The 16635-nt window shown below is 69.8% G+C and carries 14 protein-coding genes; 5 read left to right on the plus strand and 9 right to left on the minus strand.

Annotated elements, in window-relative coordinates; all coding sequences use genetic code 11:
• Positions 1–15: 15 nt before the first annotated feature.
• On the plus strand, positions 16–1110 hold the full coding sequence (locus tag ACSMXX_RS24550) for a CaiB/BaiF CoA transferase family protein (RefSeq protein ID WP_473180863.1): 1095 nt from the start codon (positions 16–18) through the stop codon (positions 1108–1110).
• Between the two features lie 436 nt (positions 1111–1546).
• Here ACSMXX_RS24550 and ACSMXX_RS24555 read toward each other — a convergent pair whose 3' ends face one another.
• The 7 genes from ACSMXX_RS24555 to ACSMXX_RS24585 all read right to left on the minus strand — a co-directional run bounded on the left by ACSMXX_RS24555 (position 1547) and on the right by ACSMXX_RS24585 (position 9153).
• On the minus strand, positions 1547–2137 hold the full coding sequence (locus tag ACSMXX_RS24555; RefSeq protein WP_473180864.1) for a hypothetical protein: 591 nt from the start codon (positions 2135–2137) through the stop codon (positions 1547–1549).
• Between the two features lie 1288 nt (positions 2138–3425).
• A complete protein-coding gene (locus ACSMXX_RS24560; protein WP_473180865.1) occupies positions 3426–4220 on the minus strand; it encodes an amino acid ABC transporter ATP-binding protein in 795 nt (264 codons plus the stop codon).
• Between the two features lie 6 nt (positions 4221–4226).
• The gene (locus tag ACSMXX_RS24565; RefSeq protein WP_473180866.1) at positions 4227–5012 is read right to left on the minus strand and encodes an amino acid ABC transporter permease; all 786 of its coding nucleotides are present in this window, start codon (positions 5010–5012) and stop codon (positions 4227–4229) included.
• Between the two features lie 68 nt (positions 5013–5080).
• The gene (locus tag ACSMXX_RS24570; protein WP_473180867.1) at positions 5081–5893 is read right to left on the minus strand and encodes a basic amino acid ABC transporter substrate-binding protein; all 813 of its coding nucleotides are present in this window, start codon (positions 5891–5893) and stop codon (positions 5081–5083) included.
• A 562-nt stretch (positions 5894–6455) separates the two neighbouring features.
• Positions 6456–6608 (minus strand): hypothetical protein, encoded by a 153-nt coding sequence (locus ACSMXX_RS24575; RefSeq protein ID WP_473180868.1) that lies wholly within the window; start codon positions 6606–6608, stop codon positions 6456–6458.
• 11 nt (positions 6609–6619) lie between these two features.
• Entirely contained in the window at positions 6620–7897 is a 1278-nt protein-coding gene (locus ACSMXX_RS24580; protein WP_473184944.1) for an MFS transporter, read from the minus strand.
• A gap of 167 nt (positions 7898–8064) precedes the next feature.
• Positions 8065–9153 (minus strand): helix-turn-helix transcriptional regulator, encoded by a 1089-nt coding sequence (locus ACSMXX_RS24585; RefSeq protein ID WP_473180869.1) that lies wholly within the window; start codon positions 9151–9153, stop codon positions 8065–8067.
• Between the two features lie 62 nt (positions 9154–9215).
• On the opposite strand from ACSMXX_RS24585, the gene ACSMXX_RS24590 reads away from it, so the two are divergent.
• The gene (locus tag ACSMXX_RS24590) at positions 9216–11483 is read left to right on the plus strand and encodes an ATP-binding cassette domain-containing protein (protein ID WP_473180870.1); all 2268 of its coding nucleotides are present in this window, start codon (positions 9216–9218) and stop codon (positions 11481–11483) included.
• 39 nt (positions 11484–11522) lie between these two features.
• Here ACSMXX_RS24590 and ACSMXX_RS24595 read toward each other — a convergent pair whose 3' ends face one another.
• On the minus strand, positions 11523–12209 hold the full coding sequence (locus ACSMXX_RS24595) for a TetR/AcrR family transcriptional regulator (protein WP_473180871.1): 687 nt from the start codon (positions 12207–12209) through the stop codon (positions 11523–11525).
• A 165-nt stretch (positions 12210–12374) separates the two neighbouring features.
• Between ACSMXX_RS24595 and ACSMXX_RS24600 the strand changes: the two genes are divergently transcribed.
• The gene (locus ACSMXX_RS24600) at positions 12375–13472 is read left to right on the plus strand and encodes a hypothetical protein (protein WP_473180872.1); all 1098 of its coding nucleotides are present in this window, start codon (positions 12375–12377) and stop codon (positions 13470–13472) included.
• A gap of 110 nt (positions 13473–13582) precedes the next feature.
• Here ACSMXX_RS24600 and ACSMXX_RS24605 read toward each other — a convergent pair whose 3' ends face one another.
• Entirely contained in the window at positions 13583–15064 is a 1482-nt protein-coding gene (locus ACSMXX_RS24605) for an Nramp family divalent metal transporter (RefSeq protein WP_473180873.1), read from the minus strand.
• 69 nt (positions 15065–15133) lie between these two features.
• Here ACSMXX_RS24605 and ACSMXX_RS24610 point away from each other — a divergent pair, with 69 nt between their 5' ends.
• Positions 15134–15871: a FadR/GntR family transcriptional regulator gene (locus tag ACSMXX_RS24610; protein WP_473180874.1), complete on the plus strand. Its 738-nt coding sequence runs from the start codon at positions 15134–15136 to the stop codon at positions 15869–15871.
• A gap of 299 nt (positions 15872–16170) precedes the next feature.
• Positions 16171–16623 carry an XRE family transcriptional regulator gene (locus ACSMXX_RS24615; RefSeq protein ID WP_473180875.1) on the plus strand — a complete coding sequence of 151 codons (453 nt, stop codon included), beginning with the start codon at positions 16171–16173 and terminating at the stop codon, positions 16621–16623.
• Positions 16624–16635 lie beyond the last annotated feature (12 nt).

Raw genomic sequence — 16635 nt, forward strand, 5'->3', positions numbered from 1 at the left:
CAGAGAGAGGAAGCCATGTCCGGACCTCTTAGCGCTCTGAACGTCATCGAACTCGGCGGCATCGGTCCCGCTCCGCACGCGGCCATGCTCCTCGCCGACCTCGGTGCCGACGTCGTCCGGGTGGAGCGGCCCTCCGGCGGATACCAGGTCCTTCCGCCCGAAGCGCCCGACTGGCTTCAGCGCGGACGCCGGTCGGTGCACGCGGACTTGAAGACTGCGGACGGACTCCGGTCCGCACTGGATCTCATCGAGGCCGCGGATGTCGTCATCGAGGGTTTCCGTCCCGGAGTGGCCGAACGACTGGGCGTTGGACCCGAGGTGTGTCTCAGGGGCAATCCCGGTCTCGTCTACGCCCGGATGACGGGCTGGGGACAAACCGGCCCACGTGCGCACTCGGCCGGTCACGACATCAACTACCTCTCCCTCAGCGGCGTTCTCCATGCGATCACCGATCCTCAAGGCCGTCCGTGCGTACCGCTCAACCTCATCGGCGACTTCGGCGGAGGATCCCTCTATCTCGTGATGGGTGTCCTCGCAGCGCTGTGGGAACGGCAGCAATCGGGACGAGGCCAGGTTGTCGACGCGGCCATCGTGGACGGGGTCACCTCGCTCTCACAGAACATCTGGGCCTTCCGTGCACAGGGCGCCTGGACTGATCGCCCTGCCCGGAACCTCCTCGACGGCGGCGCACCCTTCTATGACACCTACTGCTGCGCCGACGGACGCCACGTGGCGGTCGGCGCCCTGGAACCGCAGTTCTACGCCCTCCTCCTGACCGGACTCGGGCTGGACCCGGACGAACTGCCGCCACAGTACGAACGTTCCGGCTGGCCAGCACTGCGTGAGGCGTTCACCGCCGCTTTCGCCACCCGCACCCGCGAGGAATGGGCTGCCGCCTTCGGCACCGGCGACGCGTGCGTCACCCCGGTGCTCTCCTTCGACGAAGCTGCCAGCGACCCGCACATGACCGCCCGCGCGACGCACATCACCGAGGGCGGGGTGACACAGGCGGCTCCCGCGCCGCGCTTCTCGCGGACCGTACCGGACGTACCGTCTCCTCCCCGCTCGCCGGGAGCCGATACCGACGAGGTGCTGAAGCGTGAGTCGTGATCTGCGGACAGTCGACGCGGCGAGGATTCTCGACAACGAGGTGAGCGACCGGTGCGCGGTGGCGTGCGTGCACCCACTGTGCACCCGCCCAGTGCGCACGCCATGTTCACGCAGGTCAGCATGATTTGGCGGCTGTACTTCGACATTTAAGGATCAACGCAGGTCAGGGCGCTCGTTCGCTCTCCTGGGCCGTACACGGGCCGTGGGCCGCACTTCCCGCTCTGGGAGGTGCGGCCCACGGCCGTTTCAGCGAGGAGCGTCGAGCTACGTGGTCTCCGGCTCGCCGCCGGCGGTCGCGCCACGGAATGCCCCGTCGACGGCCCGCCGCGTACGTGCCTGGCTGTTCGGCATGAGACTCGGGTACGTCCTCAGCGTGAAGCCCGGGTCCCCGTGCCCCCAAGTCCCTTCGCGCCGCACCGTGATCACCTAGGTCGGATCAACTTTCGCAACAGGCCCTAGCGGTGGCCTCCGCCACCGCCGCCTTGCTGGGCGCCTCCGCCCTGGGGACCGCCGCCCTGTTGGCCTCCGCCACCGCCGCCTTGTTGGCCTCCGCCGCCCTGGCCTCCGCCGCCCTGGCTGCCGCCGCCTTGTTGGCCTCCGCCGCCCTGGGGACCGCCGCCTTGGTGGCCGCCTCCGCCCTGGGGACCGCCGCCCTGTTGGCCTCCGCCGCCCTGGGGACCGCCGCCGCCTTGTTGGCCGCCTCCGCCCTGGGGGCCTCCGCCCTGGGGACCGCCGCCCTGTTGGCCGCCTCCGCCCTGGGGGCCTCCGCCTTGTTGGCTTCCGCCGCCCTGGGGACCGCCGCCGCCTTGGTGGCCTCCGCCACCGCCGCCTTGGTGGCCGCCTCCGCCCTGGGGGCCTCCGCCTTGTTGGCTTCCGCCGCCCTGGGGACCGCCGCCGCCTTGGTGGCCTCCGCCACCGCCGCCTTGGTGGCCGCCTCCGCCCTGGGGACCGCCGCCGCCTTGGTGGCCGCCGTCTTGGCTACCGCCGCCACCCTGGTGACCACCACCGCCGTGGCTGCGGCCGCCACCGTCGATCAGGCCACCGACTTTGCCCAGCAGCCTGTCCAATCCGCCGCCGTTCGGCGGGGCGCCTCCGTCGTCGTTGGGCGGGGTTCCTCCGCCGCCGTTCGGCGGGGCGTCGCCTCCGTCGTCGATGGGCGGGATGCCTCCGCCGCCGTTCGGTGGGGTTCCTCCGTCGTCGTTGGGCGGGGCGTCGCCTCCGTCGTCGATGGGCGGGATGCCTCCGCCGTCGTTCGGTGGGGTTCCTCCGTCGTCGTTGGGCGGGGCGTCGCCTCCGTCGTCGATGGGCGGGATGCCTCCGCCGTCGTTCGGCGGAGGCGGAGGTGAGGGGTCATCGTTGTGCTGCTCGGGGGGAGGCATATTGGGGTGCAACCCACCGTCGTCGTCACTGACTTGGTCCGACCAGTCAGGCGGCGAGGAACCATCGGCGTCCCCCGGTGGGCGTTCGCCGGTCGCATCACCCGGGTCAGTGCCGCCCAAGCCGGGTGGAAGCAAGAGGGACGGGCCGCTGCTCTCGTCTTTAGTTTCACCGTCGTTCAACGTTTGCACGCTGAATGCCACTGTCCCGAACGCCGCGGCCGCTGCGATGGCCATGAGAACGGTCTTGCCCCGTCGGCCCGGACGCGAGCCGCCTGTGCCGTCCGAGGCAGGTGCAGGCGGTGCGGTGGGCTTGGACGGGAGGGGATTCCACCTGTATTGGAAGGCCTCGAAGGCCCGATCGACTTCTGCCGCGGCCATGAGCACGCACGGACAGGGCGATGTGCCGTCGGTCTGGATAAGTGCCCCGCATGTTGAGCACGTTAGCGCTGCCACCCTCAGCCTCCTCAACGGATCCGCTGTGTCGCGTTCCCCCGCGGCACTGTTCGTGCGCCGACCACGGTGCACAGTCCGCAGACCGGTTCAACGTTAGAGGGAATTGCAGTGGCAGGACCGATAGTGCTCTGCTTATGAGCAGACTCGGCAAGGATGAACCGTGCTGCATCCGACAACACGGCCGAATTCCAAGGCAGCAGTGACCCTCGCTTCGCACGAGACGTTGGCACATGAATTAGGCCTGTCGATCACGGAGTTGCGTGCGTCGGCCGTGAACCGCTCCATGCGGAAGGAATGTTGGGTCATTTCGTCCACGACGAGCTGGTTCGGGCCTGTTGGTGAGGAGTTGACCGCCGGTCGGACCTGGGGCTCGTGTGAACAGTCCCGTACGTGGCCTTCGAGGTGCGTGGTTTTCGACGGTGCGTGGTTTTCGGTGGCCCGCGGGAAGCGCCTTCCGGAGTCTTCCGCGGGCCACCGCCCTTGTCAGGCTGGTGACGCGCCGGCCTCGGTGACCTCGGCGGCGGCCGGGTCGAGCACCCGGGAGAGGAAGGTGCGGGTGCGCTTGTGCTGCGGGTCGCCGATCACCCGGCTCGGGGTGCCCTCCTCGACGATGACGCCGCCGTCCATGAAGACCACGCGGTCCGCGACTTCGCGGGCGAAGCTCATCTCGTGGGTGACGACCATCATCGTCATGCCTTCGTCGGCGAGACGGCGCATGACGGCGAGGACGTCGCCGACGAGTTCGGGGTCGAGTGCGGACGTCGGCTCGTCGAAGAGCATCAGCTCCGGGTCCATGGACAGAGCGCGGGCGATGGCCACCCGCTGCTGCTGGCCGCCGGAGAGCTGGGCGGGGTAGGCCGACTCCTTCTCGGAGACCCCGACCCGCCGCAGATTGTCGCGGCCGATGCGCTCGGCCTCGTCCTTGGTGCGCCCGAGGACGCGTCGCTGGGCGATGGTCAGATTGTCCAGCGCGGACAGGTGCGGGAAGAGGTTGAAGCTCTGGAAGACCATGCCGATACGGCGCCGGACCCGGTCGATGTCCACGTCGGGGTCGGTCAGTTCGGTGCCGGACAGGGTGACGGTGCCCGCCGTCGGCTCCTCCAGGAGGTTCACGCACCGAAGCAGCGTCGACTTGCCCGAGCCGGACGGGCCGATGACGCACACGACCTCACCTGGGCGCACCGTGAAGTCGATGCCCTTGAGGACTTCGAGCTCGCCGAAGGACTTGTGCAGCCCTTCGACCCGTATCGCTGCCTCGTCTGCCTTGTGGTCGGTCACCTTCGGTCACCTGGCCTTCGCGGTACGGGCCTCGAGCCGCCGGACCAGGTGGCCGAGCGGGAGGGTGATGATCAGGTAGCACAGGCCGGCGACGAGAATCGGGGTCAGACTGCGGTTCTCGTTCAGCGCGTCACGGCCGAACTTGGCCAGCTCGTACTGACCGAGGGAGAGACCGAGCAGATAGACGAGCGAGGAGTCCTTGGTCAGCAGGATCAACTCGTTGGTCAGCGGCGGCAGGACGATCCGGAACGCCTGCGGGATGACGATCGAGCGCATGGCGCGGCCCTGCGACATGCCCAGCGAACGGGCCGCCTCCACCTGGCCCTTGGGCACGGCCTGGATGCCGGCCCTGATTGTCTCCGCCATGTAGGCGGCGCCGACGAGGCCGAGGGCGAGCATCACGGTGACGTACTGGTTGATGACGACCTGGAAGGCGATCGGGACGCCGAAGCCGAGCGCGATGAAGACCAGCAGAGCCGGCACGCCGCGGAAGAATTCGATGTACCCGGTCGCCAGCCACCGGTAGGGCGGCACCGACGACAGCCGCATCAGCGCCAGGATCAGGCCCAGCGCGAGGCCGAAGCCGAACCCGAGGAGGGTGTAGACGACGGTGTTGACCAGGGCGGTGGTGATGATGTCGGGGAACTGGGCCTGCGCGACGTCGAGGTCGAAGAAGGCGCGGCGTATCTCGCCCCAGTTCGCGCCGAAGGCCACGGCGGCCACGACGAGCGCCAGCACCCCGTACTGGACGCCCCGGACGGTCCGCGTCCGCTGCCGGCGGGACATGGACATGTGGTGTGCAACTCCTCAACTGCTGCCTGCTCGGCGGCATTTCCCGGCGTTCGGGGCCGGATCGGGGCCTACTTCTCCGGCGCGGTGCCGAACCACTTCTTGTAGATCTTGTCGTACGTGCCGTCGGACTTGGCCTTCTTCAGCGCCTCGTCGATCTGCTTGCGCAGGGCGGAGTTCCCCTTGCGTACGCCGAAGCCGTACTGTTCGCCGGTGTCGAACTCGGCCGTGACGTCCGTGTCCGGGTTCTTCTTGATGTAGTCGTAGAGCACGCCGTTGTCGTTGATGCCGGCGGCGACCTGGCCGGACTTGACCGCGGTGAGCAGCAGGGCGACATCCTCGAACTGGACGAGCTCGACGCCCTTCGGGGCCTGCTTCTTGGCGTACTCCTCGCCGGTGGTGGAGGCCTGGACGCCGAGCTTCTTGCCCTTGAGGTCCTTCAGCGAGGAGTACTTGGCGCCCTTCTTGGCGATCAGGGCCTGGGTGGCGTCGAAGTACGGGGCGGAGAAGTCCAGGTTCTTCTTCCGCACGTCGTTGATGGTCATGCCCGCGGCGGCCGCGTCGCACTTGTTGGCGTTGAGGTCCTCGCCGGACTGGATGCCCTCCCAGGGCGTGTCCACGATGTCCTGTTTGACCTTGAGCTTCTTGGCCACCAGATCCATCATGTCGACGTCGAAGCCGACGATCTTGCCCGACTTCTTGAACTGGAAGGGTGCGTAGGGCAGGTGCGTGCACACCGTCAGCTTGCCCTGCGCGACCAGCTGTACCTCCGAGCCGCCTTTCGCACCGGAGGACTTGGTGCTGGTACAGCCGGCCAGCAGGCCGGACGCCAGGACAAAGGGGAGAGCAACTGCGACCGGACGAAGCGTGGTACGCGCAGACACCTTCGAGCCTCCAGGAGGTTGTTCGGCAAAGCCGCACCCGAAAGGGCGAGTTGCGCTGCATCCTTGCATCATGACGCGGACGTTGTCGCTGGTGAGAGAGTTGCGACCGGATAACGAACCTCGGAATGCCGGCGACGTGGGAGCCGAGGTTCCAGCTCTGCAGCGGCTTCGGTGTGGTGGCGAACACCGAGTGCAGCGATGTGAGGGCTTCGCGCAGCGAACCTTGATCGGCCGCCAGCGGTTGGACTCCGACTCGGGTAACCAGTTCGACCTGCAAGTCGAAAGCCGCGGCACGCTCGACGGTGCCCCGGGGAGCGGAGGCTTCCACCGGAGCCGGCTGTGAGGTGGCCGGGGTAAGTGCCGTGGCAGACCGAACCGGGACGGGGGCCGGCGGCACGGGTGTGAGCGTATGCAGCAGCAGGCGTCGGAGGTCTGCCTGCCTCGCCGTGTCGGTGTCATGACGGCGCACCGCCCGAGCGGTGAGGGGATGGACGGTCCAGGACCCGTGCTGCATCGGGTCCGGTCGGAGTGTGCCGGATCCGAGCAGCGACTCGATCGCCTCTCAGACGAGGGCCGTCACTTCCCAGGGGTCGTAGGAGCTGATCGTGGACAGCACGTTCTCCAGCGCGGACTGCGACAAACGGCGCCGGGCTGGACAGGCGAACAAGCGGAAGAGGTCGTCGGTGGGGAGGTGGCCGGACAGCGGCTGCGACACGAGCAGGCGGTTCAGGACGGGGACGGGGCGCCGTCGCCCGAGGGCTCCGGGGTGTCCTTCGGCGTCGGCTGGGCCACGGGCGGCGCAGCCGTGGTGCGGCGCTCCAAGTTCCGTACGCCGGGTACGCACAGGACGGCAGCGGTGAGGACGACGATCAGGGCCGAGCAGCCCCAGAGCGCGCCGGACCGTCCGACCAGCGCCTCGGCAGGTCCCGCGAGTGCGGTGGCCAGGGGGACCATCGCGACTGAGCCCAGCCAGTCGTAGGCGGAGACGCGGGAGAACTTCTCCTCCGGCACCTCCTGGTGCAGCGCCATCATCCAGGTCACCGCGAAGACTTCGACGGCGAGCCCGCTTGCGAACATCACCGCGGTCAGGGGCCCGGCCGTCACCGGCACGGCGAGTGCCGCGGAAGGCAGTGCGAGCGGAAAGACGCACAGTGCGCCCGCAAGCAGGATCCGGCGCGGCTGCCAGCGGGTCATCAGCAGGGCCCCGCCGACCGTGCCCGCACCGAACGCCGCGAGTGCCACACCCCAGGGCCCGGCGCCGCCCAGGTGCTCCTCGGCGACCAGTGGTCCGTACACCGCTTCGGCGGCGGCGACCACGGCGTTGACGACTGCGAACTGGGCGATCACAGACCACAGCCAGGGCCGCCCGGTAACCTCGCGCCAGCCGTCGCGGAGGTCGGCGAACAGGCCGGCGCCGCGCGCCCGTTCAGGCATTCCGCTCAGGTCCAGAAGACCCCGCAGGGAGCCGGCGACCGCGAACGCCGCCGCGTCCACGGCGAGTACCCAGCCCGGGCCGAGTGCGGCGACCAGTGCACCGCCCAGCGCGGCGCCGCCGATGCTCGCGCCGTTCATGCCCATGCGGAAGACCGCGAAGGCCCGTGCCGACTGCTCACTCCGGACGGTGGCCAGCACCATGCCCTCGGCGGCGGGTCCGAAGAACGCCTGCCCGGTGCCGCCCAGCGCGGAGAGAACGGCCATCTGCCACAACCGGGCGTCCCCGGAGATCACCAGGACGGCGAAGGTGCCCTGCGAAAGGCAGTTGAGCACGTTGGCCGCGACCATGACGCGGTGCCGTGGCAGCCGGTCGGCGACAGCGCCGCCGATGAGCAGGAAGAGGACCAGCGGGACCGTACGGGAGGCGGCGATCAGACCGACGTCGGTGCCGTCGCCGCCTGCCTCCAGTACGGCGAACGCCGAAGCGATCAGGGCACCTGAGCTTCCGAGACCGGTGACCACGGCGGCCGTCGTCAACAGCGTGTAGTTGCGGCCGGCCCACGGGGGCATGCGCGGCGCGAGGCGCCTGCGCGAGGGAGGGCCGTCGCCTGGCGCCGCCCCCGGTCCGTGTTTCACCCCCGGACTATGAACGTCCCGGACGGGGGGTTGCAACCGCATTCTTCCGGCGCCCGCACGGACGCGTGCCGCCCCCGGAGGCCGCATTTCAGGGGATCCGGTCAGTGAGCGGCCTCCGGTGCCGCCGGGGCCTCCGAGGTCGCGGACAGGAGCCGGTTTCCGAAAGTGCGGCAGGCCTCGTTGAACTGCGTGCCGGAGCTGATCTGGAAGTCCGCGTCCAGGAAGGCGAGATGGAGGACCAGCCACTGCCAGGAGTCCAGCGCCAGGCTGACGCGGGTCCGCCGTTCGCTCACGGAGTGGATCTCGGCATCCTGGAACTTCAGGGCGTCGGCGACGTCCGCGGCCGGGGCGTCGACGAGGATCCTGACGGGCTGTCTGCCCCTGTTGAGTCCCTGCCGCAGGTACTCCGCCGCCGACTCGGCGGGCAGCGGCCGCGGCACGTACCGGTCGCCGGTCCGCAGCGGTCGGGTGATCCGGTCCAGGCGGAAGATGCGCCAGTCCTCCCGTTCGAGGTCCCAGGCCAGCAGGTACCAGCGCAGCAGGTGATGGACCTGCCGGTACGGTTCCACGCGCCGGTCCGTCCGTTCGCCGCGTGCGTCGGTGTACGTGAACGACATCGTCTCGCGGTGCGCGATGGCCTCGGCGGCGGTGCCGAGCTGCTGTGCGGTCACGCTCGGAGCGCGCTGCGGACTCGTCTCCAGACTGGAGCGGATCGATGCCAGGCGAGGACGCAGCCGTGCGGGGAGGAACTGGTCCAGTTTTCCGTAGGCGCGGGTCGCGGCGTCGTCGATCCCGCTTCCGGCTGACCGTCCGGCGTCATCGGCCGGTCCGCCTTCGGCCGGTCCGCCGTCGGCCCGTCCACCGTCGCCGGCCCGTCCGCCGTCGGTGGACCGGGACCCTCCGGCCGGCGGCTCCGTGGCGGCGAGGGAGGCCAGCGCCAGCAGCGTGGCCACCGCTTCGTCGTCGTCCAGGACGAGCGGCGGCATCGTGCGGCCGGCGGCGAGCCGGTAGTAGCCGCCCGGCCCCGGCTGGGTCTCGACGGGATATCCGTATCCGCGCAGCCGGTCGACGTCCCGGCGCAGGGTCCGTGGACTGACGCTCAGCCGCCGGGTCAGTTCCTCCCCGCTGAACCGCCGGCCCGTCTGCAAGGTCGACAGCAGGGCCAGCATGCGTTCGGTGACGTCAGCCATGCTCCGATCCTGTCAGCTGTTGCGGTCAGGATGTGACCGCATCTGTTCGTACTCTCGCGGGCATGACAGAGCGGAACATCAGCCTTCGCGGAGCCCGTACGAACAACCTGGCCGAGGTGGACGTCGACGTCCCGCGCGACCGGCTGGTCGTGTTCGTCGGCGTGTCCGGTTCGGGCAAGTCGTCGCTCGTGTTCGACACGATCGCCGCCGAGGCCGGGTATCAACTGGGCGAGACTTTCCCGCCGTTCGCGAGGAACCGGCTGCCGAAGTGGGCCCGCCCGGACGTCGAGCACATCGGGGGTCTGACCCCCGTGATCGTCATCGACCAGCGCCGGATCGGCGGCAACGCCCGCTCGACCGTCGGCACGGTCACGGACGCCTGGACCTATCTGCGGCTGCTGTTCTCCCGGCTCGGCACGCCCCATGTCGGTGAGTCGAACCACTTCTCCTTCAACGATCCCGCCGGAATGTGCACGGGCTGCTCCGGCCTCGGGGAGGTGGTGGTCAGCGCGGTCGAGCGCTTCCTGGACCTGGACAAGTCCCTTGCCGACGGGGGGATCCGGCTGCCCGGCTTCGGCAACGGCGGCTACTGGTACTCCCAGTACGCCGACATCGGTTCGTTCGACGCGGACACCCCGCTCGGGCGCTGGTCCCCGTCCGAACGCGAGGCGCTGCTGTACGGCGGTGAGGCGGCCGCGAAGCTGGGCAGCAGGCCTCCCAGGGGCTACGAGGGAGTCGTCGAGCGGTTCGAGCGGATCCACCTGCACACCTCCGACAACCTCTCGGAGCGCAAGCAGGACACCATCCGGCGGTTCACCAGGGCCGCCACCTGCACGGAGTGCGCCGGTGACCGGCTCAACGAGGCCGCACGAGAGGCCACCGTGCTCGGCCGCACCATCGGCGAGATGTCCCGGCTGGAGATCACCGAGCTCGTGGCCCTCGTTCATCAGGTCGAGTCGGCCCGCGTCGCACCCGTCGTCGAGGCTCTGACGGCCCGGCTGGAGGCGATGATCACGATCGGCCTGGGCTACCTCACGCTCTCCCGGGTGACCACGACTCTCTCCGGCGGGGAGTCGCAACGGATCAAGACGGTCAAGCACCTGGGATCCAGCCTCACCGAGATGACGTACGTGGTCGACGAACCGACCGTGGGGCTGCATCCCACCGACGTGGAGTCCATGATCGAGCTTCTGGAGCGGCTTCGCGACAGCGGCAACAGCGTCCTCGTCGTCGAGCACGACCCCGCGGTGATGGCGCACGCGGACCAGATCGTCGAGATCGGCCCCGGGGCGGGCGCCGCCGGCGGACGGCTCGTCTTCCAGGGCACCTTCGGCCGGCTCCGGGACGCCGGCACACCGACCGCCCGTGCCCTCGCCCGGCACCGGCCGCTCAAGCCCGAACCGCGTGCCGCCACGGGGCACTTCACCGTCGCCGACGCATGCCGCAACAACCTGCGGCACCTCACCGTGCGGTTCCCCACGGGTGTGATGACCGTCCTCACGGGCGTCGCCGGATCCGGAAAGTCCAGCCTCGCCGACGAGTTGGTGGCCCAGCACGGCGCAACCGTGATCGACCAGAAGCCCGTCAGCACCAACCGCCGTTCCACGCCGGTCACTTACACCGGCATCGCGCCCGCGGTCCGCAAGCTCTTCGCCAGGCGCAACCACGTCCCCGCCGCCCTTTTCAGCGCCAACTCCGAGGGTGCCTGCCCAGACTGCAAGGGGCTCGGCGTCATCTACACCGACCTCGCCTTCATGGACGGCCAGGAGGTCGTCTGCGAGACGTGCCGCGGACGCCGCTTCACCCCCGAGGTCCTCGCACACACCGTGAACGGACTGTCGATCGCCGACGTCGACGACCTCACCGTCGACGAGGCCGTCGCCCGGCTGCCCGAGGCGGCCGTCTCCCGGGGGCTGGGCCGGCTCGCCGCCGTCGGCCTGGGCTACCTGCGGCTGGGGCAGTCCCTGAGCACGCTGTCCGGAGGGGAATGCCAGCGGGTCAAGATCGCCAAGGAGCTCCGGGAGGCGGAAGCGCCCACCACGTACGTGCTCGACGAGCCCACCACCGGGCTGCACATGGACGACATCGGCACCCTCATGCACGTCCTCGACAGCCTGGTCGAGCAAGGCCACACCGTCGTCGTGATCGAGCACAACCTCGACGTCGTCCGCCAGGCGGACTGGCTCGTCGACCTCGGCCCCGGTCCCGGCAGGCACGGCGGGAGGGTCCTCTACGAAGGCCACGTCGCCGACTACACCGACCGCGGTAACCCCACCGGCCGTGCCCTCGGCCGGACCGGGCCGAACGCCCTTGCCCAGGCGGGCAGTTGAGCTCCGCACCGGTGGCGTTCGTGCGGGGCGCGCGCTCGGTCAGACCGGCCGTTCGCCCGGGCGCGCCCGGGTCGCGAGGCTGAACAGGGTCACCAACTCCTCGGCGTACGCCGCGAGGTCGAGGTCCGGTTCGGTCCGCCGCGTCAACGGCAGCCCGCCGAGTGAGCGTTGGATCGTCGCGGCCATGACGAGGGTGTCGAACGCCCGGAACTCCCCGCTCGCCTGGCCGCGCCGCAGGATGTCCTGGATGTGCCCGAGCACGCCGCGGTCGGTGGCGGCGTCATAGGCCGCGGGGTTGCTCTCCTCGTCGTGCAGCGCGGCGAAGATCGACTGCAGCGCACTCATGCGGGTGCCGTGCCCGTCGACGAACGCGACCACGCCGGTGATGTACGCGCGCAGCTCGTCGGAGGCGGAGCCGGTGTACGGATGCGCCGGCTCGCCGGAGGGCCGCCCGATCGGGCGGCTCGCCGGATCCTCACTCGCCCGTTCGATCAGGAACCGGTCGATCGAGGCGTAGACGTCGGCCACCACCGCCCTCACCAGTTCGTCCTTGCCGGCGAAGTGGTAGGAGATGAGCCGCGTGCTGCTCAGTCCGCCGCGCTCGGCGATCCGCGCGAACGTCGTGCGGCGGTAGCCGAGTTCGGCGATGGTGCCGATCGTCGCGTCGATGATCTGGGCGCGTCGCGTCGTCGCCGAGGCGGTCCTCTCGGCGGGTGTTGCGGGCATCGGCAGCTCCTGTCCGGGTCCGGCGGCTCCACAGAGACGGGCCCTTTCTCCCGCGTCCGTCCTCGCAGCCCAAGTGGGCACCAGGGGGCGGCCGTTGCGCCATCTTACTCGACCGAGTAATTTTTACTCGACCAGGTAAATCTGCGCGGAAGACAGGGGGAAGACGTGGCGGATCGGTCGAGGGAACGCACGTCGGCGTACGGGAACCGCAAGGCCGCCTGGGCGCTGGTCGTCCTCGCACCGGCCAGCGCCGAGGTGACGTTCTCGGGAGTGACCATGCCGTTCATGTGGCTGCTGCTCCCGGCGCTGGTGGTGATGTACGGCTCGGGGGTCCTGCTCCTGCGTGAACTGGTCGCCCGCTTCGGCGGCGGATGGCCCAGCCTGCTTGTGGCGGGCCTGGTCTACGAAGTGGTCGAGGACGGCATCGGCCTCCAGGCGCTGACCAGCCCGGACCTGTACGGAGCCGCCGACTGGGGGCCGCGGGTGCTCGGCTTCAACACCACCTACTGGGAATCCCAGATCGGATACCACACGGTCTTCAGCGTGTTGATTCCCGTGCTCCTCGCCGACCTGCTCTTTCCGGGGCACCGTGGCCGCCCGTACCTGCGCCGCGGCGGTCTCGCCGTCGCGGCGGCCGGAACCGTCTTCGGCGTCGTCCTGCTGCGGGCGGGGATCGCCGCCACCGAGGACCCCGGGTACCAGACGCCGCTTCCGGTCGTCTTCGGCATCGTGGCCGCCGTCGCCGTGCTCCTCTGCCTCGCGCTGCGGGTTCTTCCCGGCCGGACGCCGTCCCCGGCGCCGTCGGAGGGGCGGAGCGCGCCGCGGCCGGTGTTCGCCGCGCTCACGGGAGGGGCCGCCTCCGCATGTTTCCTGGGGCTGCTGATGCCGCCGGGCCTGCTGTTCGGCTGGCCGGACGCGGCCGGCAGGGACAGTTGGGCCGGATTCGTCCCGATGGTTATGGCCGCCGCGGTCGCAGCCGGCGCCGGGTGGCTCGTACACCGGTGGTCCGGCACCGCCGGCTGGTCCGGCAGCCACTGGATCTGGCTCGCCGGTGGCGCCCTCATCGGGCGGACGCTCTACGCGGTGGTCACGGCGCCCGCCGTCAACGACTACGCATGGGGCCCGTCCGCCGTCGCGATCACTGTCGGGACGGTGATGATCGCGGTGATGTCCTTCCTGCTCGCACGCCTCGACCAGCGGATACGGTGCCGTACCCACCGAGCGGCGCGGACCGGACGGGTCGCTGACGTGAACCGCTTCTGAACCGCCACGGGTGGCCCGCGGAGGCGCTGTCGAGGGGGGCCGCGGGCCATCCGCCGGCTCTGCCCGCTCCTTGTGCCGCAAGGCGGAGCGGGCAGAGCCGGAGAGCGGCGTCAGCCGAAGATGTCGAGGATCTGCTGCCTCACCGTGAGTACGGACAGCACGCCGAAGAGCAGCACGACCCACACCAGCGCGGCGACCCGGTATCCGCGCACCTTGATCTGCGAGGGGAGCGCCTTGCGGTTCATGTAGAGCAGCAGGCCTCCGTAGACGAACATCATCAGTCCCGCGACGCACGCGGAGATGACGAGCAGCACCAGCGGCTGGTCGACCCCGGCCAGCAGGATGCCCATCCCGATGAGGACGAGCCCCCACACCAGCCAGAAGTACAGCCGGCTCTCGGACAGCCGGGACTTGCGCATGTACGTCGACTTCAGGACGTCGGCCGCGAGCCTGCTGGTGTAGTCGACGATGCCGGCCGCCGCGCTGAACAGCGCGAACGCACCGATCATCCAGAACAGCACGCCGAACCAGTCGCCGACCTGCGACTTCAGCGCCTCACCCTCGTCCTTCAGGAAGGTCACGTCGTCTGCGAGACCCTCGGTGCCGAAGAGCGTGGAGTGTGCGAGAAGCGAGGAGAGCACGATGGTCAGGACGGTGACGAGCCCGAACGTCAGGGCCTGTTCGGTATTGGTGAAGCGCCACCAGCGCTTCCAGCGCTCCATGTTGTCCGCGTCCGGGACGAAGACGTAGCCGGTGGTGGCGTCCGGGCCGGTGGCGGAAGCGGCGGCGGTGGTGTCCTCCTTGCCCGTGACAGGGCTGACCAGCCGGGGCACGTACTGGCCCATGCCGAAGCCCTTGTCCCGGATCCAGTTGCTCTGGCAGAGGTTCTGTCCGCCGCCTGCTCCGGCGTAGGCCATCGCACCCATCAGCACGGCGACACCGAGCTCGCTGGGGAACTGGCCTATGTGCGTTGCGCCTTGCGGCAGATCCGCCCAGCTCGACGCCTTCACCGCGAAGATCACCGCCAGCGCGAAGAACCCGCCGATGACCGCGACCTTCAGGAACAGCAGCCGCTCCAGCGCCGTGTAGACGACAGGGGCGAGCGTGAGGATCGCGCCGATGCACGGCAACAGCACGAGGGCGATCATGGTGGGGTTGCCGCCGAAGACGTACGAGGCCATGGTGGCGGAGCTGGTGACCCAGCCGGGCCAGAGATTCGCCGCGTACGTCAGCAGCACCATCACCGCGCCCCAGTGCCGCCAGTACCGGTTGAAGCCGGTGATGGCGGTCTCGCCGGTGGCGAGCGTGTAGCGCTCGATCTCCATGTTCAGGAACCACTGGGTGACGACCCCGACGACCGCGCCCCACAGGAAGACGAGCCCGGCCTGCGAGGCGATGTACGGCCAGAGGATGAACTCGCCGGAGGCGAGGCCCACCCCGGCTCCTACGATGCCGGGGCCGATGATCTTCCACGTCTGCCGGGGCGGTGCCGGCAGCTCCCGTACCTCCGGTGGCGGCAGATTGCGGGTGCTCAGAGGGAATGGACTGTCGGCTGGGCGGCCGGTGCCGCTTCGGTCGTCCGTGTGCGTCATCGGAGAACGCCTCTCTTGGGCCTGATCGAACTAGTTCACGTAATGTGGCGGCAATCATCAAATGATTCGATGAGTGCGTCCAGGGGGTGGGCAAAGATCGTGGAGCAGTACCGGACCATGCACCAGCGCGTCGTCGACGAACTTGGCCGGCGCATCGTGAACGGCCTGGTGGAGCCGGACCGGTCGCTGCCCGTGGAGGACAAGCTCGCCGGAGAGCTCGGCGTCAGCCGCGGGGCGCTGCGCGAGGCAGTCAAGGCCCTGGCGGCCAAGGGGATGCTGCGGACCCGTCCGCGCACCGGCACACGCGTACTGCCCCAGGAGTGCTGGAACCACCTGGACCGCGACGTGCTGCGCTGGCAACAGACGTGCGAGCCGCGGCAGTTACTGACCGAGACCTGTGAACTGCGGCGGGCCGTCGAGCCCGAGGCCGCCGGGCTGGCGGCCCGGCGGGCCGGACCCGGTCACATACAGGCCATGTTCGACGCACTGGTGGCGATGGAGTCCGCCGCCGCGCGCCCGGGGCTCGGCGAGTACGTCGAGGCGGACATCGCCTTTCACCGCGCGTTGCTCGACGCGAGCGGCAACCGGCTGTTCGGCTCGCTGGGACGCGCGGTCGACGTCGCCCTGGAGCACAGCTTCGCCGTCAGTTCGCAGACTCCCGGAGCGGTCGAGGCCTCGCTTCCCGCTCACCGCGCCCTCGCGGAAGCCGTACGGGGCGGCCGGTGCGGCGAGGCGTCGGCGGCCGTCCTGGCGATCATCGAGTCCGCCGAGCAGGAGATCGCGCGTTCGTTGGGGAGCCAGGTATGAGGGGGCGGGGGGACGGTGCGAGGGATGCGCCCCGCCCCTTCCCCCGCGGAGGGCGGGGCGCATCGGGCGTCGCATGTCCGCCCCTCGTTCACGTGCCGACGCACCACAGGTGAAGCACTGCCGCACCTCCGGCCTGCGTGACGGCCCGGATTCCCCGGACTGTCCGCTCGTATGGGCGACGAGCTACCCTCTGTTCATCTCAGCGAACAGGGTGAAGGTAGACGGCCGCGTCCGATCCTGTCAACTATGCTGGACGGCAGCCTGAGTTGGAGTTCATCTCAGCGAACGAAGGGGTCCCTGTGCCTTCACTGGCCGAGAAGATCGACAAGCTCTTCAAGACAGTCACGCCCAGTGGCAGGGAGTACACCTACGAAGAGGTCGCTCGCGGCTGCAGTGAGCTGTCCGCCGGCACGTTCTCCAAGACGTACATCTGGCAGCTGCGCACAGGGCAGCGGGACAACCCCACCAAGCGGCATCTCGAGGCCCTCGCCGCGTTCTTCGACGTGCCCGCGGCCTACTTCTTCGACGAGGACACCGCCGACCGCGTCGACACCCAGATCGCCCTCGCCTCCGCCATGCGTAACGCCGAGGTCCGCGACATCGCGCTCCGCGCCATGCGCATGGACGACACCGGGCGCGCGTCGTTGCTCCGCATCATCGCGGAGGTCAGCGAGCTTCAGTCGTCCGACGTCAGAGGCAGCGGACAGAAGGACGGGCCGGGCCGCGGGGAGAAAGGGCGGGGGAAGGCCTGATCATCCGGGGGA

This window comes from Streptomyces sp. DSM 116795, assembly GCF_055792905.1.